The following is a 21,997-nucleotide window of genomic DNA, read 5'->3' as shown; positions in this document are numbered from 1 at the left end:
TTGCGGAAGTGGCGGAATTGGTAGACGCACCAGATTTAGGTTCTGGCGCCGCAAGGTGTGAGAGTTCAAGTCTCTCCTTCCGCACCATTATCTAGATAGCTTTTGCTATCACCCCGTAGGTCTATCGCCAAGCGGTAAGGCAGCGGCTTTTGATGCCGCCATTCCCTGGTTCGAATCCAGGTAGACCTGCCATATTCAACGTTATTGAGATTTTACCAATTGTCTTGATAACTACGATTAAGTTGCGGAAGTGGCGGAATTGGTAGACGCACCAGATTTAGGTTCTGGCGCCGCAAGGTGTGAGAGTTCAAGTCTCTCCTTCCGCACCATACTTAATCACTTGGCTACGTAGCTCAGCTGGTTAGAGCACATCACTCATAATGATGGGGTCACAGGTTCGAATCCCGTCGTAGCCACCATTAATTTAGATTGCTAGCTAAGGCTAACAGTCCTGTAGATTCAAGACGCGGAAGTGGCGGAATTGGTAGACGCACCAGATTTAGGTTCTGGCGCCGCAAGGTGTGAGAGTTCAAGTCTCTCCTTCCGCACCATCTTGATATAATCTACGTAAACAATTTATGCGGAAGTGGCGGAATTGGTAGACGCACCAGATTTAGGTTCTGGCGCCGCAAGGTGTGAGAGTTCAAGTCTCTCCTTCCGCACCATAAATTGAATAGTCTTTTGACTATGCCCTGCAGGTCTATCGCCAAGCGGTAAGGCAGCGGCTTTTGATGCCGCCATTCCCTGGTTCGAATCCAGGTAGACCTGCCATATTCAACGTTATTGAGGCTTTACCAATTGTCTTAGTAACTACAAATTAAGTTGCGGAAGTGGCGGAATTGGTAGACGCACCAGATTTAGGTTCTGGCGCCGCAAGGTGTGAGAGTTCAAGTCTCTCCTTCCGCACCATTATATAGATAGCTTTTGCTATCACCCCGTAGGTCTATCGCCAAGCGGTAAGGCAGCGGCTTTTGATGCCGCCATTCCCTGGTTCGAATCCAGGTAGACCTGCCATATTCAATGTTATTGAGACTTTACCAATTGTCTTGATAACTACGATTAAGTTGCGGAAGTGGCGGAATTGGTAGACGCACCAGATTTAGGTTCTGGCGCCGCAAGGTGTGAGAGTTCAAGTCTCTCCTTCCGCACCATACTTAATCACTTGGCTACGTAGCTCAGCTGGTTAGAGCACATCACTCATAATGATGGGGTCACAGGTTCGAATCCCGTCGTAGCCACCATTATTTTAGATTGCTAGTTCCGACTAACAATCCTGCAGGTTAAAACGCGGAAGTGGCGGAATTGGTAGACGCACCAGATTTAGGTTCTGGCGCCGCAAGGTGTGAGAGTTCAAGTCTCTCCTTCCGCACCATATCTATTGTAAAACCCAGCTTTATGCTGGGTTTTCTTTTATCTGAATAAAGCGTTTTACTCATTCTTTCCCCAGATATAAAAAATCCAGCCGAAGCTGGATTTTACTTAAAGTCATGACTTTCTAATATGCTACGAAATTACTTTCTTAGCCTAGAAGCCCCAACGCTGAGTTGGGCGCCTGCTTTGCTTGAGCAAGAACGGAGCTAGATGCTTGAGACAAGATCTGAGCTTTTGTTAGTGCTGTAGTTTCTTTGGCGAAATCAGTATCTTTGATTCGGCTCTTAGACGCATTTACGTTTTCGTTAATGTTATCTAAATTGTTAATCGCATGGCTGAATCGATTCTGGAAAGCACCAAGTTCTGCACGGTGGCTATCCACAAATTTCAACGCTGAATCGACAATCGCAACCGCTTCTTGAGAGCCTGCAACCGTAGTGACATCGATAGTATCAACCGTTACCGCTTGGGCTGGGCCCATGCTCAATTCACCAGCCAGTGCCCCACCGAATGTCACATCACCGGTGACACGGTTATTATCAGTAAAGACTTGTAAGTTACCGTCATCTCCAACAGATGCTTTGACCATATCAGTCTGACCATTGATGTACGTAGCCAGCTCTTCAATATCATCACCTTCTTTCGCATTTATAGTGATGTTTTGTTGCTCACCAAATACATCTGTCAGTGCAATAGTCAAGTCATTGGAACCTGCTTGCACAGCCCAGTCTTTGTCTTTGGCATTGGCCGCAGAATAGCTATTACCACCCATCATGCTGTTGTCACTACGCATGTTGTTCAGTGTCAGCATAACTGCTTCACCATTGTCAGCACCAATCTGGAATGACTTAGTTGAGAATGTACCGTTCAGTAGCTTGTTACCACCGAATGATGTGGTTTCAGCAATACGGTTCAGCTCGTCGTTCAGTGCAGTGATCTCTTCCTGAATCGCAACACGTTCAGACTTAGAGTTCGAGCCGTTTGCAGATTGTAGTGACAGATCACGCATACGTTGCAGAATGTTAGTCGTTTCATTCATAGCACCTTCAGCTGTCTGCGCCATGGAAATACCATCATTCGCGTTACGTACAGCAACGTCTAGACCTCGGCTTTGTACATTCAAACGGTTAGAGATCTGCAAGCCTGCTGCATCATCTTTAGCACTATTGATTTTAAAACCAGAAGATAAACGTTCCATTGAGGATTGCTGTGCATTAGATGCGCTATTTAGGTAGCGCTGCGCAGTCATTGCCGCAACATTCGTGTTTACATTAACCGCCATAGTGGTTACTCCTATTGATTTTCCGTAGATCGGAAGTTTCGAAAGGTTTCCGACGTCTCGGTAAACCAAGTTCTCTCAAAGTAACCTTATTAGCGACGATAAAATGATTATCTTTAGAGCAATTTTAAAAATTCCTACGAAAACTAGGGAGAAGAGTAAATATGTTGATCAAATCAGCAGATATGAAATCTATTGCTAAAGTTTTTGCTAAAACAGCCGGGGGAGTGAGAGGGTAAAAGGGTGTTTGTTTAAGAATAGCAGAGGTAGGCTAGCCTGTGTGACAGGCAAAAGAAAAGCCCCTTTTCCTTTGAGAGAACCGGGGCTAGTGTGGTAGCCATTGTGGAGATCGAGAGAAATGATCACAGCCTGGCTGCCGTGTGCATAAGTCACTTGGTTAATTAGAGCAGGTGTGAGAGAGAACTCTAATTACCTTATCACCTATGCTTGCCGAAACATCTTCGCTAGCCCCACGTCTAGGTTAATGCTAGTGAAGATATCTACTGCTACTGCAATAATGACATTGCAGAATTTGGCAACTGTTTTGCTTGGGCTAGAATCGAAGTACCAGCCTGTTGCAGGATTTGTGCTTTGGTCATCGCGGTCGTTTCTTTCGCAAAATCTGTATCGCGGATTCGACTGTTTGATGCCTCTACGTTTTCTTGGATGTTGGCCAAGTTATTGATACTGTGGCTTAGTCGGTTTTGCTTCGCACCTAAGTCTGCACGTTGGGAATCAACGTATCGCAGAGCTGCATCCACAATGCCAACCGCATTCTGCGCGCCACCAACAGTATTTACATCAATATTCTGAACAGTTGTGTTCAGGCCTGGCCCACCATTTAAACCCAGTTCTGAAGCAAGACCGCCGGAAATATTTAGGTTACCTTCCAAGTTCGGCTCTGCGGCAAAGATCTGCAGCTTACCTTCTTCATCCACAGACGCTTTCAATTTATCAGTCTGACCATTGATGTACGTCGCCAACTCCTCGATGTCATCACCATCTTTTGCAATGATGTCTAACGTGATTGCTTCACCATCTTTAGTCGTGAACTCAAACTTGAGATCTTTCGCAGTAGGAGGAACGCCCCAATCTTTATTCTTAGGTTGTTCAGCAATAAATGACTGTCCACCCATACGGAAATCATCCGCACGAATACTGGTTAGGCCCATGATAATTGCTTCACCTGAACTCGCACCTATCTGAAACGATGCCTCACCAAATGAGCCGTTAAGCAGTTTTCGGCCACCAAAAGATGTTGTTTCCGCAATACGGTTTAGCTCATCTTGCAGTGCTTCGACTTCTTCGTTAAGAGCCTGACGCTCAGACGCAGAGTTTGTTCCGTTCGCTGATTGCAATGACAAGTCACGTATACGCTGTAGGATAGATGTCGACTCGTTCATCGCACCTTCCGCTGTCTGGGCAATGGAAATACCATCATTAGCATTTCGCATGGCAACATCCAGACCACGAGACTGTGCTGTCAAGCGGTTAGAGATCTGAAGACCCGCAGCATCGTCTTTTGCACTGTTGATTTTCTGACCTGAAGACAATCTTTCCATCGAGGTGTTTAAATCACCTGTGGCCTTATTCAGATAACGCTGAGCAGTCATTGCCGATACGTTAGTATTTACAGTAATGGTCATAGTTTGCTCTCCTAATGAGTTCGCAAGTGCTTTGCGAAGCGGCCAGCTTAATCTCAGTTGGAAGCACTGACCGTAAATGACTTGCTAAGCAGGAAACGCCTGCTTAAAACCTGTTCGTTAAACTCTTGGTTTTATCAATACAAGTAGTGTGCCAACTTTAGAAAACGAATAATAAAATAATTTTATTCTTTATTTTCAATCCCTTAATGACAACCATACTTTATCGTATAGATGTTCATTTTATCGCCACACAGTAGCGGCAATGACCTTGCCGCCTATTTGCCACTTAGTTGCCATTGCCATACAGGCGATGTTTCTGACCAAAGGGCAATACCTGACTTCGCACATACGGCTTAGCACGTATGGCATTGAAGTTAGATGTAATTAAATAATGTTAAATCTTTGGTTTTACCGAATGCTTGTTGAGAAGCTTGAAGCGCCCGTGAGTTTTCATTGAACTCAATAATGGCATCGGCATAGTCGAGGTCTTCAAAGTTACTCTTGGATTTTGCCAAGGTCATTTTAAAGTCATCGTGTTGTTCTTCTTGAATATCCAGCGTATTCAGGCGAGCGCCGACATCAGTCCTTGCCTTGTTCAGATGAATAAATGCCGCATGGAACTCTTGAGTAATCTGATGAAGCTCCGCAGTATTTGACGTATCTGATACTGAGCCTTCTGCTAATTTCATCGCTTGCTTAAACGTATCAAAGATGCTGTACGTTTTTCGCGGCTCTAAGGTAATCGCATCACCTTTGGTTATTTGGCCCTTGACCTGAATCGTGACATCTTCAAACTTAATCCCAATTGCAGGGTCAAAGTTATCTGCTTTAACTACCGCCCCATCACGCTCAAGCTGATAGCCATAATTTCCATCAGGCATGTCAACAAACGTGACTTTGTACGTCGATTGGTCATCTGGATTGGTATTTATCGCTCGCTCAAGCAGCAACTCTGAGACACCTTTGAGATCATATTGAGGCTCAAAGTCTCCATAAGGATTGTCGATTTCCATAAACAGTTTGCTGCCCGGATCGTTGATTGGCATTTCCAAGCTGTTAGAGATCTTCATCTTACGTTGGTAATCATCACCGGCGTAAACCACATCACCATCTTTATCACGGAAAAACGGCTGGTTTTTCGGCTTAGTTCCAGCAAAGATATAGTTGCCTGATTCATCTTGCACATTAGAGAGGTTGAGGAAATTATTCGAAATTTCCAACAACTCACGACGCTTCGCGATTCGATCTTCAGGTGATAAAGAACCATTAATCATCTCCATGACAGTACGCTTAGCTTCATCAGCATACTGTTCCGCATTGGAAATAATTACTTCATGGTGCTCTAGACGGTTGCGACTAAGTACAATCGCATCGGTAAACTGGCGTAACTGCTCTTTCTGTTGACCGATGTTTTGGATGTAATGCGTCGCTAGCGGATCATCACTGGCTCGCATTAACTTCTTACCCGAAGCTAGCTGAGCTTGGTTGTGGTGAACTTTGGCTTCCTGGCGGCGTAAATCATTCTGTACCGATTGATAGTTATGGAAGCTGGAAATACGATTCATCATTTATCTGCCCCCCTATCTCAACGCCAATATGGTGTTAAAGGTATCGTTCGCCGCTTGCATAATGCGCGATGATGCCATGTAAGCCTGTTGAAACTTCATCATGTTGGCAGCTTCTTCATCGAGGTTCACCCCGGAGATAGAAGCGACCCTTTCTTGCGCGGCTTCTTTCTCCAGACGTGATACGTCGGTTAAGCGAGACGCCGTGGACATTTGCAGGCCTACGTCAGTATTCAGGTTGTGGTAGATATCCAATACCGTTGATTCACCATCATTGAGGTGTTTGTTGGTCTGGATATTCTGCATTTTAAGTAAGTTGCCGTTATCACCTTCGGATGGGACAAGGTTTGCGGTGAACTTGTCATTAGCAATCGCCCCTGCAGACAACTCAAACGTGGTGCCCTGTACAGTCACTGGTCCTGTTGGCGGGTAAGCCTGAGGCTGAAGTAGAATCTTGCCTTTGGTGTCTGTGACGGCAAACTGCTTCCCGTCCGGCGAGATGATCACTTCGAATTCGCGTAAATCGCCCGCAGTATCAATAGAGAAAGTCGCGCTACCTTGGGCAAACGTCGTTGAAGCTTCGTAACTCTGAGCGGCAATAGCAGATGGGTCATTAGTTGCCATCTTCATCTGCGCCGCACCGTTTCGTGTCGGTCTGATCAACACTCGTTCACCCGCTTGCAGGCCGTTGTTGATATCAATACGAATGCCGTCAAGTGATATTGAGTTTCCAACTACAGGAACAATCGACATATCTCCATTAGGGCGAGTTATATAGTAATCACCACCGTTAAACTGAAGCGAGTACTGACCACCTACCAATTTATTCGTATCTTCAATGTACACTTCCAGATCGGCAGTTGAATTAGATGATGTCACCACACGGGACTTGGCCACTACTTCAGAGTTCACATCAGTAAAAACTAACCCACCGATATTACCCCTAAGATCCAGACCTTGAGATTGAAGTGCATTCACATCATAAGAAAACGCGGTCGCCATCTTACCTAATTCGTCCATCAGGTACGGAATTTTCTCGTCACGCATCGTCAGCATCGCACCAAGCTTACCGTCGATATCTTTGGTAGTGATGGCTTTGATGCCTTTACCTTCGATCATCGCCAAACGACGCTGATGAACATCAGGGTAGCCATCAATCATTTTTAGCTGGCTAGCCTCAGTACCCGAGACTAGGGTGTGTCCGTTACCAATATGAACGTTAAAACCTTCAGCGTTTTTGCGCGGCGTTACCGTTACCTTTGTGTACTCAGACAGCTCCGCTATCAGCTTTTCATGCTGATCCATTAAATCATTATGCGGGCCAGGTGTACGCATCATTAAGCGATGCAGGTCCCTGATTTCAAGGGCAAGCTGGTTTACTCGCTCAATGCCGAGATCGAGTTTTTTGTTCGTGACATCAGACTGTCTGCGTATAGTTTCGTGGAAGTCATTGAGGTTCTGCGTAATCAGATCTGCTTTTTCCAGCACTACTTTTCGTGCGCCAACATCATTAGGGCTATCCGCTAGTGACTTGACCGCATCAAACCATTCATTGAGATTTTCAGGAATTTTTTTCGACGCGACGGATGACAACATGTTGGATAGCATTTCCAAGTTAGCCTCATCATCGACCTTGTGAGCGTAGTTAGTCGTTGAGATGTTCATCTCATTGACGGCAAACTGATCCCAAGAGCGGCGAACTTTTTCCACATGCACGCCCATGCCATAGGTTTCCCCGCCGTATTGGCGTGGCATATTCGCACCTTGGATCACCGACTGACGGCTATAACCCTCTGTATTTACATTAGAGATGTTATGACCCGTGGTGTTAAGTTGTCTCTGAGCCGTCAGTACGCTTTGCGAACCAAGATTCAGAAGATCAGACGCCATATAGCCCCCAGGAAACCCAATAAAATCAGTAGAACTGAATAACTTAGTTAACTAATAGCAATATATGTGCCAAATGCGGGATGCGGGATGCGGGATGCGGGATGCGGGATGCGGGATTATTTTGCTTTTCTGAAAGCTATTCCTGTCAATATTTTTGCGACAAAACAAAATTGTAGTCAGCACTCTCTGTAAAGCACCTGTGCTTAAAAAACAAACTCACCCGAAGGTGAGTCTGCTTACATCTGATCGATTTGCGCTTTAACTCTCAGTACCTTGCTAGCATACTGCGGGTCTGTCGCATAGCCTGCCTGATGAATACCATGAATAAACTGCTCGCTGTTGCCTTGGTGGCGAAGTGCCATGGTGTAGCGAGGGTTATCATTCAAGAAACGCACATAATCATTAAAGCTTTCTTCAAAGTTAGAGTACGAGCGGAATGCCGCTTTTTCTTTTACCGGCACACCTTGATGATATTCTAGGGTCTGCGTCGCAACCTTATCTCCAACCCAGCTCTTATCAGCTTTGATGTTAAACAAGTTGTTGCTGCTACCACGGCTATTACTGACCACTTTTTGCCCCCACCCCGTTTCCAACGCGGCCTGAGCCAATAGCAATGAAGAGTCCACACCCAATGCTCGTGCTGCTTTTTCAGCATACGGCTTCATGGATGTCACGAAAGACTCTGGAGACTCGAATGAAGTGGGTGTTGAAGCAGCCGCAGTAACAGGAGCAAGCTCTGCATTCTCTCGGCGAGACTGGCGGACATTATCAATTTTGTTCATCAAAGCTTCGAAGTCGGCTTCGCGACTGGCAGCATTAGGGTTTTCCACTGACCCAGAAGTAAGCTGAGCTACGATCATATCAGCCAGTCCAAGAGAGCCTGAGGAGCTAAGTTCACTCGCCATTTGTTCATCCATCATCTGGCGATAAAACTGCTGATTTTGGCTGTCCATCAACCCTGATTCAAACGTTGAGTTAGCATCACGCATCGATTTAAACAGCATGGAAGTAAAGATGGATTCGAACTGCTTGGCTGCCGCAGTCAGTGCTTCTCTTTCACTGTTTTCATCCCCATCCACCGCTTTCTGACGTAATTTGTCGAGATTAGCGATGTCGTGGATGAAACCGATGTCTTTTCCATTGTTAATCATAACGCTTCTCCTTAGATTACGATCAACTGACCTTCAATCGCACCCGCCTGTTTGAGCGCTTGGAGGATAGCCATAAGATCTGACGGTGCTGCACCAACCTCGTTTACGGCGCGGACCAAATCATCTAAGGTCAAGCCAGGTTCGAATTTGAACATCTTGCCCTGTTCTTCAGTAACTTCGATATCCGTATCGGGTGTCACCACCGTTTCACCACCACCAAATGCATTTGGTTGGCTTACATTAAGGTTTTCCTTGATTGCGACCGTCATGCCGCCATGGGTAATCGCAGCTGGTTTAAGGCGCACATGTTTACCAACCACAATCGTTCCGGTGCGAGAGTTAACAATAATTTTCGCTGAACCCTCGGCCGGATTAAACTCAAGGTTCTCGATGGCAGAGAGGAAAGAAACGCGTTGAGAGATATCACGTGGAGCACGGACTTTGACAGAAGTAGCATCAATCGCTTGAGCCATTTGTGGGCCAAGGAAATTATTCACTGCATCAGCCATACGCTGCGCTGTTGTAAAATCAGACTCAAGTAGATTAAAGGTAATGTAGTCGCCACGACCAAATGGTGACGGGATTTCACGCTCGACAATCGCACCATTAGAAATCATACCCGCTGTTGGGTTGTTACCAACGATTTTAGATCCATCCGCGCCAGTAGCACTAAATCCACTCACGACTAAGTTGCCTTGTGCAACGGCATAAATTTGCCCATCAAGACCTTTCAACATGGTCTGCATTAAGGTGCCACCACGTAAGCTTTTTGCTGAGCCGATAGAGGAGACTGTGACGTCGATAGTTTGGCCTTGCTTAGAAAAAGCCGCTAAGTCAGCCGTAACAATCACAGCCGCAACATTCTTAGATTTCGGCTTGGTACCAGGTGGAAGCTGAATACCGAAATTTTCGAGCATAGCGTTAAAGCTTTGATCGGTAAAAGGTGTTGATTCACCTGTACCCGGTAAACCCGTGACCAAGCCGTAGCCGACCAATTGGTTGCTTCGTACACCTGCCACCTGTGACACATCTTTGATACGTGCGGCATAAGCCGGTGTGGATGCAATGATCAAACTCGTCAATAACAGAATCAGCTTCTTCATCGGGATACCTTTCTTAAATACTCTGTGCCAAAACTTCGACTTCAGATGGCTTTATAAAGCCACATTAAAGAATCGTGCCAAGAATCCCGGCTCTTGCATATCTTGTTGAGTACCTGTGCCTGAGTAGCGAATTCTTGCGTTTGATATGCGGTTTGACGCAATTGTATTCTCATAAGAGATATCATCTGGACGGATCGTGCCGCTTAAGCGGATATACTCATCCCCCGTATTGAGCGTTAACCATTTCTCACCTCGAATCACAAGATTGCCATTGGCCAGTACTTCAACCACTTCAACAGTAATCGAGCCAGAAATGCTGTTACTCTGGTTGGCCGCTGCGCTACCACTGAATTTGTTATCGTTACTTAAATTGTATGAGAAGTTGTAATCGCCAATGTTAAGCTGTTGACCACCAACTTCAAGCGGGTCCATTGATGCGTCGTTGTTTTTCGACAGATCCGCATCCGAGCTTTTGGCTGCCTTAGTATTTTCATCCAAAGTTACGGTGATGATGTCACCTACACCACGCGGCTTGGAATCATCGTAAAGACTGCTTGCTTGAACCGTATTGAATAGAGACCCTGTCTCTGCCGCATAGTGCTCTGGCTGATGCTTGGGGTGAATTGGCGCCCAAGCGGGATCACCTGCAACCGGATCGGTTCTGCCGCGAAGCGTATCAACGATGCCTGAACTTTCGTCTTGAGACTTATCCCCTTCAACAGCATCTACCGTAGTCGTACCCTGAACAACATCGGATGTTTCAATTGGCGCTTCAAGCATCGAACAGCCCGATAACAGGGCAATAGCCAAAATGGTCAGTAAGCGATTCATTAGCAATTCCTCAATATTCCAGGCTTATAGTTGCTGGTTAACGAAGCTCATCATCTTGTCGACGGCAGAGATGACTTTAGAATTCATTTCGTATACACGCTGCGCTTCGATCATGTTGACTAGCTCTTCCGTCACATTCACGTTAGAGGTTTCCAACATGGATTGACGAATGTCACCAAACCCATCAAAGCCAGGAACACCTTCTTGAGGATCGCCACTAGCACCAGTTGGTAAGTACAAGTTTTGCCCGATTGGCTCAAGGCCACCTGGGTTAACAAAATCCACGGTCGCAATTTGCCCTACGACCTGATTATCTTGTTGGCCACGAACACGCACTGACACTTCACCGTCCGTACCAATCGTAATGCTGATTGCATCTTCAGGGATGGCGATTTCTGGCTCTAGTGGATAACCAGCACCTGAAGTCACCACGACACCTTCATCGTTAACAGTAAATTGGCCGTTGCGGCTGTAACCAATGTTGCCGTCTGGCATTAGGATCTGGAAGAAGCCATCACCTTCAATCATCATGTCAAGACTGTTATTGGTCGTTTGAGTATTACCTTGAGTGTGAACCTTTTGAGTTGCGACCACTTTAGAACCCGCACCCAACATCAAACCACTTGGTAACTCGGTGTTTTGTGAAGACTGACCACCCGGCTGATTAATGTTCTGATAAAACAGATCTTCAAATACCGCACGGCTCTTTTTATAACCAACCGTTGACGCGTTCGCCAGGTTATTTGAAATCGTAGAAATATTGGTTTGTTGGGCATCCAAACCCGTTTTACTTACCCATAATGCAGGATGCATATCTCTCTCCTAATAATCTGGTTAGCTCATACGAAGCAAAGAGTCAGACGCTTTGTCCATTTCTTCTGCCGTGCTCATCATCTTGACCTGCATCTCGAACTGACGCTGAAGGTCAATCAGATTGGTCATTTCGCCAATTGCATTGACGTTACTGCCCTCCAGCGCACCGGTCAGCAGTTTGACGCCGGCATCCATCTCGTATGCGGCATTAGGATCTTTGGAACGGAATAACCCGTTAACATCTTTGTATAGTGATTGATTATTAGTGCTAGTGAGCTTGATTCGATCGACGATTTCTATCGCATCGGCTGGCGCGCCCTGAGGGACTACAGAAATCGTACCGTCAGTGCCAACTTCAATTTTGCTGATTGGGATAGGTATCGTAATTGGCGCCCCAGTCTCTCCTAAGACTAAGTTGCCATTCCCCGTGGTAAGCATGCCATTGACATCAACTTTCATGTTGCCGTTGCGAGTAAGGCCTTCTTTGCCTGTGTTATCAAGAACAGAGATCCAACCTTGATCTTGAATGGTGACGTCTAAGTCCCGCCCAGTAGTAATCACACTACCCTGCTGGAAATTATGGCCCGGACGCTCTGTCATGCTGAATACGCGGCTTGGCATGCCATCACCGTATGCTTGCATAGAACGGGCTTGCGCCAAATCAGCACGGAAACCCGTGGTACTGACGTTTGCTAGGTTGTTCGCTCTAAGCTGCATAGCCTGCATATTCTGCTTTGCGCCACTCATAGCGAGAAACAGTGCACGATCCATAATTTGCTCCAATAATCACAATTCAGATCAATTAAAGCAAATGGTGTGCCAGTTTTATATACCGTTAATTATCAACAAGTTAACTAGTGATTTTGTATCATGAAGAGTAATAGATGAAAAGAATTGCCATAGGTGGCAATAATAGCAAGCTGGTTGTTGCCACTAGCCTGCTATTCAGATGATTGCGGAATGTCTTTAAACTCTCAGAACCGTGATTAACGAATCTGCAGGATGTTCTGTTGAGTTTGGTTGTGCACTTCCAGAGAACGTGAGTTCGCTTGGAAGTTACGTTGAGCAGAGATAAGATCCACCAGCTCCTGTGTCATATCGATGTTGGCTTGCTCAAGCACACCACTCGAAATCGTACCAAAGGAGCCCTTGTTTGATTCGCCCCAAATCTTGTTGCCAGAGAACTGAGTTGAATCCCACTGAGTACCACCTTTCTTATCCAGACCTTGCTCATTAGGCACTCGGACTAATGCAACTCGACCTAAGATAATGTTCTCACCATTCGAATAAGTGCCAAGCACGCTACCGTTCTCATCGAAATCAACTTTGGTCAGGAAGCCAGTCGTTGCACCATCTTCATCAAACTTGGTTAATTCAAATGGAGCGGCAAACTGTGTCGCATCCTGCAGGCCGAATGATAGCGCTTGGTTGACATCCGCACCATTTAGCTCTACTGGGGTTGCACCTGTACCAAGTGGCTCAGAAACAATATTCTGACCGTTGTTCAGGCTTGCTAACGTACCATCATTATTGAATCGCATAGTGTGACCAACATGACCCGTAGGCGCCGTTGCATCACCACCAACTATGTTGATTGGCTTCTCACCAGCGCTATCAGTAACGGTGTAATACGTTTGCCAAGTATTGGCTTGGTTCTGATCTTTCAAGTAGTAAGTCGTCAACTTGTACGACTGACCCATGGAGTCATAGATAGTCGAAGACGTTGAACGGTTGTAGGTTTCCGGATCAGAAAAATCAAACAATGCAGGGTCTTTCAACTCCCCACCAGCAGGCAAGTTAACGCCTACATCAATATTCGAAGTCTGCTTAGGTTTACCAAACTCTTTCGGGATATTAATTGGTGAAGGCTCGTAAGACAGTACATCGCCCGTGTCTTTGTTGACCTGATAACCTAACAGGAACTCATCATTCGCTGTTGTCATGTAGTTATCTTTGTTCAGGTGAAACGCGCCATTACGTGTCAACTCGTTGGTCGTTGGTGCCAGACGATCTTTAGCAACAGCAAAGAAGCCAGTACCAGAGACACGCAAATCCATTGGGTTATTGGTATAAATACTTGAACCTTCATGGAATTGCTGTGCAACCTTAGCGGCTTGTACACCCTGACCAGGCGTGGTCTTAGCATGGGTGAACAGTGAATTAGAGTAAACATCACCAAACTCGGCACGGGACTCTTTAAAGCCATATGTGTTCGCGTTCGCAATGTTGTTACTGGTTGTGTTCAGATCTAACTGAGCTGCGGACAAGCCGCTTAATGCAACATAAGACATTCCAAAATCTCCTATCTAGCCAGCGTGATTACGCTTTGCCAACTTCTAGTACTTCAGCAAGTCGAACTGGCGACTCAAAGCCAGCCAGATTGAGTAGTACGTTACCATCACCTTTACCAAGCAATACGCTATTTACGTTAGCGTAAGTCGAAACTTCAAAATCTTTCGCCTGCCCGTCCAACAAACCTGATGCTTTCACATTGTATTTGCCAGCCGGCAATGGATTACCGTTTTGATCTTTACCATCCCACTCAACGCGGTTGTCACCTGCAGGTTTAGAACCGACATCGAAGGTACGGATCAGCTGCCCCATTTGATCTTCTACTCGCACCATCAGGTTATCAACAGATTGAGGTAGTTTGACCATAGCAGCCATGGAGCCATCATCAGCCTTCACCCCTGCTGCACCCGGGACTAATACGTCTCGACCAACAAGTGATGATGCCTGAAGTGCTTGGTTAGAAGTCATCGACGCATTCAGTGTTTCAAACTGATTGTTCATTTTGCCGATGCCATCTACCGTCGCAAACGACGCCATCTGAGCAATCATCTGGTCATTGCTAACCGGCTTAAACGGGTCTTGCTGGGCAAGCTGCTTGGTGAGCAACGATAAGAAGTCTTCTTGTTTAAGATCCTGCTTACCTGTTGTTTCATCAGGCTTATTCTTGTCCTGAAGTTGTTTAAGCTGGTCAACATAGGACAAGCCACTCTGACCAACATTATTATTAATGCCCCCGGCCATATGTTACCTCCTATCCTTATTGACCCATCTGCAGCGTACGCAGCAGCATTTGTTTGCTTGCATCTGCTACTTGAACATTCGTTTGGTATGAACGAGAAGCAGAAATCATATTAGCCATTTCTTCCATCACATTAACGTTTGGCTTGTAGATATAGCCATCGTCATTTGCGAGTGGGTGCTCTGGGTTGTACTCCGCATCAAGCGGTTTATCACTTTCAACTATCCCTAACACTTGTACCGGCACCGTATGGTCTCGACCGTACTTAGCCTTACTTAACTCAGCACCAAACACAGCATGGCGAGCTTTATAAGTATCTTTCGCAGAGCTAGAGACACTGTCGGCATTTGCCAAGTTGCTTGAGGTGGTATTTAGACGAACAGATTCAGCGCTCATGGCAGAACCAGTTACATTGAAAACGTTAAACAAGCTCATCTAGTTACTCCCCTTTAATGCTTTAGTTAAGTTCTTGAATTTACTTCCTAAGAAGTCAAGTGATGCCTGGTGTCTGATTTGATTTTGCATAAACAAGTTACGCTCTAAATCTACATCCACCGTGTTGCCATCACCGGTGTCAGGTTGAGTCGGAAGTCGATAAAGCACTTCCCCTGTCACTTGCGTAGAGGCAGGAATATGCCGACTGTCGGTACGACTAAGCCCAATGCTTGCCCCCGATGTTGCCGCCTGCAATGCCTTTTGGAAGTCCATGCCTTTCGATTTGTAGCCAGGAGTGTTCGCTTGAGCAATGTTGGTGGAAATCACCTCAGCATTGCGCTCACGTACGCCCACCGTGTATTGGTGGATACCTAATGCATTGTCGAAAGATATAGCCATGTTAACCTCTACATAAAGAACTGACCGTTACTACTGAATAACAAAGCAATTAGCGTACCAACTTTAATTGAATCGTAATTTCTTTGTTATAAGCTCATCAGCAATTACCACGCCAAAATGTGAAATTGTGGAGCAATGGAATGTCATTGTAAGTATAGAGAAATAATCCAAATACGAAAAAGCCCAGCGAGTAGCTGGGCTTGAGTTAAATGGATTCGGCTTATTTAAGTTTATAAATAATACCTGGGTTACATCGGACCATCTCGAAACGGTCAGTTAGCCCAGTTAAAGACTCAGACGCCCCAAGTAGTAGGTATCCACCAGGGTTTAAACTGTTAGCCATCTGATTTAAAACCTGTGATTTCATGTCCGGAGAGAAATAAATCAATACGTTACGACAGAAAATGATGTCAAACTTGCCGAGCAAAGCGTAGCTGTCCATTAGATTTTGAGGGCGGAAATTAACTAGACGCTTAACATTGTCTTTAACTTTCATCCGGCCATCGCCAGCATCTTCAAAGAAATTGCGACGACGTTCAGGAGACAAACCACGCCCTAAGGCAAGATTATCGTAAACACCTGCACGGCACATATCCAACATACTTGCGGAAATATCCGTTGCCGTTACAGATACGCTCGGCAACATTCCTGGTTTACGCTGTTGGGTTTCGAGAATGGTCATTGCCATAGAATACGGCTCCTGACCAGAAGAACTTGCCGCTGACCAAATTTTTATTGGTCGTTTGTTTGCCGCCGCTTCCGGCAATAATTTATTAGCAAGGACTTCAAACGGGTAAGTATCACGAAACCACAGTGTTTCGTTGGTTGTCATAGCATCAACAGCGGCAACACGTAACTCTCGGTTACGGCCAGTGACAACATCTCGTAGCAGATCGGACAAAGAGCTGAGCTTAAACTTTGTCACAAGAGGGCTTAACCGGCTCCTCACTAAGTACTGTTTACTGTCACCTAGTACGATGCCACATTGAGATTCTAAGAAACGGCTGAAATCACGATACTCTTGATCGCTTATAGTTATCGCTGTCATTTACTTCTCTTTATTCAGTAAGCGCAGTCTTCACTGCATTACCAAGTTCATCAGGGTTGAATTTCGCAATAAAGGAGTTGGCTCCCACACGTTCGACCATCGCTTGGTTAAATACACCACTGAGTGATGAATGGAGAATAACATAAAGATCTTTAAGATCAGGGTTACGCCTTATTTCTGCTGTTAAGGTATAGCCATCCATTTCAGGCATCTCGATATCTGAGATAACCAAAGAAATCTGGTCATAGATACTACCTTCTGCTGCCATTTCTACCAGCTTCTCATAAGCTTGCTTACCATCAATAACAGCAATCGCTTCAAAACCCAGTGATGTAATTGCACGTTCAACCTGCTTACGCGCTACCGTTGAATCGTCAGCTATCAAAATACGGCGAACTATCTCTTTCTCTGATTCAACCTGGGCTATCTCCTCACCGATTGAAGCGTCCATTGTTTCATCCACTGGCGCGATTTCTGCAAGGATCTTTTCTACATCAAGAATTTCGACGAGCTCATTATCAATGTTGGTGACAGCAGTCAAATAGTTGGATTTACCAGCACCTTCAGGTGGTGGCAGGATCGCTTCCCAATGCATGTTGATGATACGCTCTACGGACGTTACAAGGAAAGCCTGAATCGTACGGTTAAATTCAGCGATCACAACAAAAGCTTTTTCAACGTCAGTAGTCGGACGGCCGCCAACAGCTAAACTTAAATCAATAACTGAAACAGTGTGGCCACGGATATGAGCCACCCCTTTGACTAGGTGGTGCAAGTTTGGCATTGAAGTAAGCTTAGGGCACTGAAGTACCTCTTTTACTTTAAATACGTTAATTCCATAACGTTGTCGCCCCATCAGACGAAACGTTAGGAGTTCCAATCGGTTTTGACCGACGAGTTGCGTACGCTGATTCACCGAATCAAGAATACCCGACATAAGCTCATCTCCATCTCAAACTTTCATGCTAAAAAAAATGGTAGTCTACTAACGGCCATGTAAAACTATTAGAGAAATAGAATGACATACTCAAAATCACACTTATGCTCATTTTCCATAACTAATTGTAGAGCTTTCTATAAAAACTTTTATAAGTCTATCGTCTTTTTATGCTTTTTCTTTAGTTTTTCAGCAACATCAGCCACGCCTGAGCAAATTATCAGTATTCAACAAGCAGCAGAAGAGTACGTCTTATCGACCATCGAATGGCCTACAGGCGGTACGTTAGAGGCAAGAGCGGCAAATATTGATAGCCGTGTCTTTGCCACCGATTGCCCAAGCAATTTAGACGCCTCTTCCTCCTCTACCAACCCCAACGCCAGTAACATCACTGTGTTAGTAGAGTGTAGCGAAGATAACTGGAAATTATATGTTCCTGTCAGACTGACGCGCTCTGGCCCTCAAGTTACGCTCGTTGGGCCGCTTAGCCGAGGCCAGATTATCTCACGACAAGATGTCACTATTAATATGGTAGACTTGCAACGCTTCAGGCGGCAAGGCTTTTCCAACATTGATGCCGTAATTGGCGCAAAAACAAAGAAAAACCTGCGTGCTGGCGAAGTTATTGAAAGCAATGATATATGCGTAGTTTGCCGCAATGAAACGGTCACAATCAAAGCCGTAAAGTCTGGTATGACCATCACAACTAAGGGCACAGCCCTCACAGATGGGTCACATGGTGAACAGATAAGAGTGAAAAATACAAAATCCAACCGTATAATTGAAGGGAGAGTCACAGGGATCTCGGAAGTGACGGTTATTTTCTGATCAATTTAAAAAAAGCCTAAAGTAATCCCTACTCTAGTCGATATTGACAACATAAGATTCTAAACACGAAAGGCTCACACATATGGCAGGCATTGATAACATACGCTCTGGGCAGACGGTAACAACGTCGACAAGAAGCACAGCGCGTAATGAAAATAGCCCTTCTGCAACTGATTCAGCAAAGAAGTCAGAAGTTGCACAAGACTCTGTATCCTTAAGTAAACAAGGTAAGGCAGTCGGTGAAATGCATACCCAACTTGCTAGCCAGCCAAGCTTTGACCAAGCAAAAGTTGCCGCTATCAAAGAAGCTATTGCAAATGGCTCTTACAGCGTTGACCCGCAAAAGCTGGCTGATAATATGATCAAGTTCGAGAAAGAACTTGGTGGTTTCGAGTAACGAGTTTCTGTCATGGCAGCCCTAAGCAGTTTAGTTGAGTTCCAACTCAAAAGCGCAACAGATCTTTCATTGCTGTTAGAGAAAGAGAAAGCTGCGATCGCTAGCAGGGTCGCTAAAGAAATCGAACAGCTTGCCAAAGAAAAACTCACTTTAATTAACCAGCTTCAACAGACTGACCAACGTATTAGCCAGCATCCCGATGTGGCGACTTTGACCAATGATCCAGAGTTGAGCCCTCTAGTCGATCAAATTCGTTCTATCGTCCATGATTGCCAACAAGCGAATGCAGTAAACGGTGAAGCTTTGCAACGCGCACAATTAAGCTTCAATAAGCTGAATAACCTAATGCAACAAACTCAGGGCAAACTGGGTATGACATACACAGCAGAGGGTCAAACCAAGAATGTCACTACCTTAGGCACTAATATCAAAGCCTAACCAACCTGAAAACAAAAAAGCGGCAATGATTGCCGCTTTTTTTGATCGAAGATTTAGAGAGAAATTTAGAAAAGAGTTTGTTGGCGTTTTTCCGGAACGACCTGCACTTCACCATAATCACGGAGCTTGTTCATCTTCTTGATGTCCAAACGCAATTCAGTAACGTAACTGTCGCCCACTTTGTAACTGCGCACCACTTCAGCACCACGAATGACACCATCTACAGCACCTGAGGTTAGTTCAGTCCCTAAACGTTGATCCTGTAAATCTGCACGTCCGCTCACTCGCATACCATATACTTGCTCAGCCAGTTCTCGATAGGCATCAATCTTAGAGGCGCGCATCGCTCGCACCTGACGCTCTTCATCTGTGCGGCCTTTCTGCTCACTGATATTGGCATAGCCAACCGCTGTTAACCAATCATCTGGGCGCATATTCTGCAAAGGTTGGCAGCCAACCATAATCAACGCAACCGCCAGTAAAAATAACTTCTTCATCTCAACTCCCTATGGACGCAGAATAACCGTGTAAGGTTGTCTTATTGTAGGGTCTGAGCGAATCAAAACGCCATCTTCAGTTCGGATACTGTTAAGTGTGTCTAGGTCACGGCCAATTCGATCCGCAGGTAAGAAACCTTGAGCAGTGGCAACGACCACACGTGACTGCATACCGACGACACGAGCGTTAACCAAAACACCGCCTTCTTGACGAAGCATGGTCCCTGTCAGGACATATTGGATATCTTGCTCCTGAGATAAATCTTTCCAGTCACGACTGAAGGCGAAGTCTCCTTGCTGCGTCACTTGGATAGATCCCGTCGTTTTGTAATCAACCACTTTAAAGCCACGGCGTTGGAATTGGTGAATGAACCCTTCTGATACCGAATTACCCAACCAGTTCGTCGCGTCCATATTTTGTAGATCAACAAAAGAGGTGACGGCAATTGGTGTCCGCGCAGACACACTGGTGTTCGAGATCATCAGATCTTCAGTCATACTCTCAATAAAGAAGTCAAGAGTATGACGCGGACTCTCCATCAGCATAAACTGGGAGCCTGGGTACGGTTCTTTACCGTTGTATATTGGGGCATAGGCACAAGCGGTGAGAAACACCACTGGCACTAGCGTTAGCCATCTTTTCATTCTCTAATCTCCGATACATATTAGGCACTGATTGGTTCCATTTCCTATCTCTCATAAAAAGTGGAACAGTCTTTGCTTTTCTAAATCTGCAACCATTCAGAACGGCAATGCCTAAATCAGCTAAGATAGAACAAGCAAAAAATGAACCAACTTGGAAGATGAATATGAAAAAATCGCTTCTTGTCCTGATTTCAACCATTTACGCCTCGCTGTACGCGAGTATAGCGTCTGCCGGATGGTATGAAGTGACCGGAACCGCCACTGTGGTTTCCTCTGAAGAAGTCGCTCGTATTCATGCATTGGAAGATGCTATTTATAAAGCCGTCAGCTTTTCTGGCGCCGATATCGGCAGCATTTCCAACTTGAGGCCGCTACTCGAAAGTGAGCGTAAAGAGTACCAATTCAGCAATACCGAAGTTCGCTATATCTTGGTCGATGAGCAGAAAGTCCGCAGTGGCGTCATGTTTGTCAAAGCGCGTATTGATATCTACCCATCGGCAACGGGTTGCCATGTCAGCCAGTACAAGAAAACGTTTTTGGTCGGCAATATCGATGTAGAGTCACCTCAACAAGCAGTAATGGGCCAGATTTATAGTGTGGGGGACGATTTTGCTATGGTAATTAATCGCCAACTTGACCAGCAATCAGCCAACTTTGTCTCTGTTGGCACCACAGACTATGAGATCAGCCAACGTTACCCTGAACGCCTCAAAATGATCGCGCAAGACACCGGCGCTCAATATATCATTGGTGGCGTCATCACCGACTTAACTGCCACTATTGAACAGAAGCTGTTAAGAGATGACATCATCAACCGTCAGTTTGCACTAGAGATGACCGTATTTGATGGAAAAACAGGTAATGAAGTTTATAACCGCAATTATCGTGAAGTTGCGCGTTGGCCATTCCCCAAAACCAGCCAAGTGGATACGAAAAGTGCCCGCTTCTGGGCGTCAACATACGGTGACATGATGCTCCGTGTCAGCCGTAACATCATGTTAGATCTGGAGTCAGAAGTGTCATGTAAGATCACACTCCCAGAGATCATTTCAAAGTGGAACAATGTCCTTACCATGGATTTAGGCCGTATCCACGGCGTTCAGCAAGGCGATAAACTCAAACTTTGGCACACAGGTTCCTTTATCGATCAACGTGGTTTGCCGCGTAATAAGGTGACAGAATCAGACATTACTCTCACCGTGTCTCGAGTGTATGAAAACGAAGCGGAGCTTACCGTTGATCAGCCTGAGCTTGCAGGCAGCATTCAAATTGGCGATGTTATGCACAAGATGCTTTAAATCAGTGAGTTAAGGTTTAACATCCTGTTTTAATTCAGTATGATGAACCCAAGCTCCCGTGGCACAGCTGGATAGCGCGATCCCCTCCTAAGGGATAGGTCACAGGTTCGAATCCTGTCGGGAGCGCCACATCATATACAAGCCAGATCTAACGTAAGTAGGTCTGGCTTTTTTGTATCTATAATTTTATCTCTCGCCTGTCTATTCCATCCATTACGACAACTTCTCTGTAAAGCAATAAAAAACCTCTTCCCAATCAGGGAAGAGGTCCAACAAGAAGAGTGTTGAAACAAGGATAATTAACATTGGTTCCATACCAAGGTGTTCATTAGGCGGATTCCAATAATGCCACCTGGCTAAAGTGGCAAGTTCGAACAATCGTCAGAGCACATAAC

Annotated in this window: 21 protein-coding genes and 13 tRNA genes; 17 read left to right on the top strand and 17 right to left on the bottom strand. The window is 45.5% G+C overall.

All coding sequences use genetic code 11. The features are described from left to right. Positions 1–2: 2 nt before the first annotated feature. From VIC_RS01840 to VIC_RS01785, 12 genes are all read left to right on the top strand, one after another. Positions 3–87: transfer RNA gene (locus VIC_RS01840), tRNA-Leu, on the top strand. A gap of 30 nt (positions 88–117) precedes the next feature. After that, a tRNA-Gln gene (locus tag VIC_RS01835) sits at positions 118–192 on the top strand. 52 nt (positions 193–244) lie between these two features. After that, positions 245–329: transfer RNA gene (locus VIC_RS01830), tRNA-Leu, on the top strand. 13 nt (positions 330–342) lie between these two features. Then, a tRNA-Met gene (locus tag VIC_RS01825) sits at positions 343–419 on the top strand. 47 nt (positions 420–466) lie between these two features. Then, positions 467–551, top strand: a tRNA-Leu gene (locus VIC_RS01820). 29 nt (positions 552–580) lie between these two features. Continuing rightward, positions 581–665 (top strand) — tRNA-Leu (locus tag VIC_RS01815). A gap of 31 nt (positions 666–696) precedes the next feature. After that, positions 697–771, top strand: a tRNA-Gln gene (locus tag VIC_RS01810). A gap of 53 nt (positions 772–824) precedes the next feature. Next, positions 825–909: transfer RNA gene (locus VIC_RS01805), tRNA-Leu, on the top strand. 30 nt (positions 910–939) lie between these two features. Further along, a tRNA-Gln gene (locus VIC_RS01800) sits at positions 940–1,014 on the top strand. Positions 1,015–1,066: 52 nt separating this feature from the next. Beyond that, a tRNA-Leu gene (locus VIC_RS01795) sits at positions 1,067–1,151 on the top strand. Positions 1,152–1,164: 13 nt separating this feature from the next. Next, positions 1,165–1,241: transfer RNA gene (locus VIC_RS01790), tRNA-Met, on the top strand. 46 nt (positions 1,242–1,287) lie between these two features. Next, positions 1,288–1,372 (top strand) — tRNA-Leu (locus VIC_RS01785). 147 nt (positions 1,373–1,519) lie between these two features. On the opposite strand, the gene VIC_RS01780 is transcribed toward VIC_RS01785, so the two are convergent. The 15 genes from VIC_RS01780 to VIC_RS01710 form a co-directional block, all read right to left on the bottom strand. Next, positions 1,520–2,653, bottom strand: coding sequence for a flagellin (locus tag VIC_RS01780; protein ID WP_006957429.1), 1,134 nt, complete (start codon positions 2,651–2,653; stop codon positions 1,520–1,522). 503 nt (positions 2,654–3,156) lie between these two features. Further along, on the bottom strand, positions 3,157–4,296 hold the full coding sequence (locus VIC_RS01775) for a flagellin (RefSeq protein ID WP_006957428.1): 1,140 nt from the start codon (positions 4,294–4,296) through the stop codon (positions 3,157–3,159). 374 nt (positions 4,297–4,670) lie between these two features. Beyond that, complete coding sequence (flgL, locus tag VIC_RS01770) at positions 4,671–5,864, bottom strand: flagellar hook-associated protein FlgL (RefSeq protein ID WP_006957427.1); 1,194 nt, start codon at positions 5,862–5,864, stop codon at positions 4,671–4,673. 12 nt (positions 5,865–5,876) lie between these two features. Further along, positions 5,877–7,751 (bottom strand): flagellar hook-associated protein FlgK, encoded by a 1,875-nt coding sequence (gene flgK, locus VIC_RS01765; RefSeq protein ID WP_006957426.1) that lies wholly within the window; start codon positions 7,749–7,751, stop codon positions 5,877–5,879. 236 nt (positions 7,752–7,987) lie between these two features. Continuing rightward, positions 7,988–8,902 carry a flagellar assembly peptidoglycan hydrolase FlgJ gene (gene flgJ, locus VIC_RS01760; protein WP_006957425.1) on the bottom strand — a complete coding sequence of 305 codons (915 nt, stop codon included), beginning with the start codon at positions 8,900–8,902 and terminating at the stop codon, positions 7,988–7,990. Positions 8,903–8,913: 11 nt separating this feature from the next. Further along, a complete protein-coding gene (locus VIC_RS01755; RefSeq protein WP_006957424.1) occupies positions 8,914–10,005 on the bottom strand; it encodes a flagellar basal body P-ring protein FlgI in 1,092 nt (363 codons plus the stop codon). A 51-nt stretch (positions 10,006–10,056) separates the two neighbouring features. Further along, a complete protein-coding gene (gene flgH / locus VIC_RS01750) occupies positions 10,057–10,836 on the bottom strand; it encodes a flagellar basal body L-ring protein FlgH (RefSeq protein WP_006957423.1) in 780 nt (259 codons plus the stop codon). Positions 10,837–10,860: 24 nt separating this feature from the next. Next, positions 10,861–11,649, bottom strand: coding sequence for a flagellar basal-body rod protein FlgG (gene flgG / locus VIC_RS01745; protein WP_006957422.1), 789 nt, complete (start codon positions 11,647–11,649; stop codon positions 10,861–10,863). Positions 11,650–11,670: 21 nt separating this feature from the next. Beyond that, a complete protein-coding gene (locus VIC_RS01740) occupies positions 11,671–12,420 on the bottom strand; it encodes a flagellar basal body rod protein FlgF (RefSeq protein ID WP_006957421.1) in 750 nt (249 codons plus the stop codon). A 215-nt stretch (positions 12,421–12,635) separates the two neighbouring features. Beyond that, on the bottom strand, positions 12,636–13,940 hold the full coding sequence (gene flgE / locus VIC_RS01735) for a flagellar hook protein FlgE (protein ID WP_006957420.1): 1,305 nt from the start codon (positions 13,938–13,940) through the stop codon (positions 12,636–12,638). Positions 13,941–13,968: 28 nt separating this feature from the next. Then, positions 13,969–14,682, bottom strand: a complete 714-nt coding sequence (gene flgD, locus VIC_RS01730) for a flagellar hook assembly protein FlgD (RefSeq protein ID WP_019274764.1) — start codon at positions 14,680–14,682, stop codon at positions 13,969–13,971. A 16-nt stretch (positions 14,683–14,698) separates the two neighbouring features. After that, positions 14,699–15,115, bottom strand: a complete 417-nt coding sequence (gene flgC, locus VIC_RS01725; RefSeq protein WP_006957418.1) for a flagellar basal body rod protein FlgC — start codon at positions 15,113–15,115, stop codon at positions 14,699–14,701. Continuing rightward, positions 15,116–15,514 (bottom strand): flagellar basal body rod protein FlgB, encoded by a 399-nt coding sequence (gene flgB / locus VIC_RS01720; protein WP_006957417.1) that lies wholly within the window; start codon positions 15,512–15,514, stop codon positions 15,116–15,118. It lies immediately after the preceding gene. A gap of 220 nt (positions 15,515–15,734) precedes the next feature. After that, positions 15,735–16,562, bottom strand: a complete 828-nt coding sequence (locus tag VIC_RS01715; RefSeq protein ID WP_006957416.1) for a protein-glutamate O-methyltransferase — start codon at positions 16,560–16,562, stop codon at positions 15,735–15,737. Between the two features lie 10 nt (positions 16,563–16,572). Continuing rightward, positions 16,573–17,499 (bottom strand): chemotaxis protein CheV, encoded by a 927-nt coding sequence (locus VIC_RS01710; protein ID WP_006957415.1) that lies wholly within the window; start codon positions 17,497–17,499, stop codon positions 16,573–16,575. A gap of 81 nt (positions 17,500–17,580) precedes the next feature. Between VIC_RS01710 and flgA the strand changes: the two genes are divergently transcribed. From flgA to VIC_RS01695, 3 genes are all read left to right on the top strand, one after another. After that, positions 17,581–18,327: a flagellar basal body P-ring formation chaperone FlgA gene (flgA, locus tag VIC_RS01705; RefSeq protein ID WP_006957414.1), complete on the top strand. Its 747-nt coding sequence runs from the start codon at positions 17,581–17,583 to the stop codon at positions 18,325–18,327. A gap of 82 nt (positions 18,328–18,409) precedes the next feature. Beyond that, on the top strand, positions 18,410–18,724 hold the full coding sequence (gene flgM / locus VIC_RS01700; protein WP_006957413.1) for a flagellar biosynthesis anti-sigma factor FlgM: 315 nt from the start codon (positions 18,410–18,412) through the stop codon (positions 18,722–18,724). Between the two features lie 12 nt (positions 18,725–18,736). Then, positions 18,737–19,162, top strand: a complete 426-nt coding sequence (locus VIC_RS01695; protein ID WP_006957412.1) for a flagella synthesis protein FlgN — start codon at positions 18,737–18,739, stop codon at positions 19,160–19,162. A gap of 65 nt (positions 19,163–19,227) precedes the next feature. Here the strand turns inward: VIC_RS01695 and flgP are convergent, their stop codons facing one another. Together flgP and VIC_RS01685 are read right to left on the bottom strand one after the other, a co-directional pair. After that, positions 19,228–19,659, bottom strand: coding sequence for a flagellar assembly lipoprotein FlgP (gene flgP, locus VIC_RS01690; RefSeq protein WP_006957411.1), 432 nt, complete (start codon positions 19,657–19,659; stop codon positions 19,228–19,230). Positions 19,660–19,668: 9 nt separating this feature from the next. Then, complete coding sequence (locus tag VIC_RS01685) at positions 19,669–20,304, bottom strand: FlgO family outer membrane protein (protein ID WP_019274762.1); 636 nt, start codon at positions 20,302–20,304, stop codon at positions 19,669–19,671. Between the two features lie 164 nt (positions 20,305–20,468). Between VIC_RS01685 and VIC_RS01680 the strand changes: the two genes are divergently transcribed. Further along, entirely contained in the window at positions 20,469–21,602 is a 1,134-nt protein-coding gene (locus tag VIC_RS01680; protein WP_039951160.1) for a flagellar assembly protein FlgT, read from the top strand. A 52-nt stretch (positions 21,603–21,654) separates the two neighbouring features. Next, positions 21,655–21,731 (top strand) — tRNA-Arg (locus tag VIC_RS01675). The last annotated feature ends 266 nt before the right edge of the window (positions 21,732–21,997 follow it).

Origin of the sequence: Vibrio coralliilyticus ATCC BAA-450 (assembly GCF_000176135.1) — a bacterium.
GTDB lineage: Bacteria > Pseudomonadota > Gammaproteobacteria > Enterobacterales > Vibrionaceae > Vibrio > Vibrio coralliilyticus.
Note: the sequence above shows the minus strand (reverse complement) of the source record. Positions and strands in the feature narration are given on the sequence as shown.

What these genes read in the sequence shown, in the direction of transcription:
- VIC_RS01780 (WP_006957429.1), bottom strand. Translation starts at nt 2,653, where the DNA reads ATGGCGGTTAATGTAAACACGAATGTTGCGGCAATGACTGCGCAGCGC.
- VIC_RS01775 (WP_006957428.1), bottom strand. Translation starts at nt 4,296, where the DNA reads ATGACCATTACTGTAAATACTAACGTATCGGCAATGACTGCTCAGCGT.
- flgL (WP_006957427.1), bottom strand. Translation starts at nt 5,864, where the DNA reads ATGATGAATCGTATTTCCAGCTTCCATAACTATCAATCGGTACAGAAT.
- flgK (WP_006957426.1), bottom strand. Translation starts at nt 7,751, where the DNA reads ATGGCGTCTGATCTTCTGAATCTTGGTTCGCAAAGCGTACTGACGGCT.
- flgJ (WP_006957425.1), bottom strand. Translation starts at nt 8,902, where the DNA reads ATGATTAACAATGGAAAAGACATCGGTTTCATCCACGACATCGCTAAT.
- VIC_RS01755 (WP_006957424.1), bottom strand. Translation starts at nt 10,005, where the DNA reads ATGAAGAAGCTGATTCTGTTATTGACGAGTTTGATCATTGCATCCACA.
- flgH (WP_006957423.1), bottom strand. Translation starts at nt 10,836, where the DNA reads ATGAATCGCTTACTGACCATTTTGGCTATTGCCCTGTTATCGGGCTGT.
- flgG (WP_006957422.1), bottom strand. Translation starts at nt 11,649, where the DNA reads ATGCATCCTGCATTATGGGTAAGTAAAACGGGTTTGGATGCCCAACAA.
- VIC_RS01740 (WP_006957421.1), bottom strand. Translation starts at nt 12,420, where the DNA reads ATGGATCGTGCACTGTTTCTCGCTATGAGTGGCGCAAAGCAGAATATG.
- flgE (WP_006957420.1), bottom strand. Translation starts at nt 13,940, where the DNA reads ATGTCTTATGTTGCATTAAGCGGCTTGTCCGCAGCTCAGTTAGATCTG.
- flgD (WP_019274764.1), bottom strand. Translation starts at nt 14,682, where the DNA reads ATGGCCGGGGGCATTAATAATAATGTTGGTCAGAGTGGCTTGTCCTAT.
- flgC (WP_006957418.1), bottom strand. Translation starts at nt 15,115, where the DNA reads ATGAGCTTGTTTAACGTTTTCAATGTAACTGGTTCTGCCATGAGCGCT.
- flgB (WP_006957417.1), bottom strand. Translation starts at nt 15,514, where the DNA reads ATGGCTATATCTTTCGACAATGCATTAGGTATCCACCAATACACGGTG.
- VIC_RS01715 (WP_006957416.1), bottom strand. Translation starts at nt 16,562, where the DNA reads ATGACAGCGATAACTATAAGCGATCAAGAGTATCGTGATTTCAGCCGT.
- VIC_RS01710 (WP_006957415.1), bottom strand. Translation starts at nt 17,499, where the DNA reads ATGTCGGGTATTCTTGATTCGGTGAATCAGCGTACGCAACTCGTCGGT.
- flgA (WP_006957414.1), top strand. Translation starts at nt 17,581, where the DNA reads ATGACATACTCAAAATCACACTTATGCTCATTTTCCATAACTAATTGT.
- flgM (WP_006957413.1), top strand. Translation starts at nt 18,410, where the DNA reads ATGGCAGGCATTGATAACATACGCTCTGGGCAGACGGTAACAACGTCG.
- VIC_RS01695 (WP_006957412.1), top strand. Translation starts at nt 18,737, where the DNA reads ATGGCAGCCCTAAGCAGTTTAGTTGAGTTCCAACTCAAAAGCGCAACA.
- flgP (WP_006957411.1), bottom strand. Translation starts at nt 19,659, where the DNA reads ATGAAGAAGTTATTTTTACTGGCGGTTGCGTTGATTATGGTTGGCTGC.
- VIC_RS01685 (WP_019274762.1), bottom strand. Translation starts at nt 20,304, where the DNA reads ATGAAAAGATGGCTAACGCTAGTGCCAGTGGTGTTTCTCACCGCTTGT.
- VIC_RS01680 (WP_039951160.1), top strand. Translation starts at nt 20,469, where the DNA reads ATGAAAAAATCGCTTCTTGTCCTGATTTCAACCATTTACGCCTCGCTG.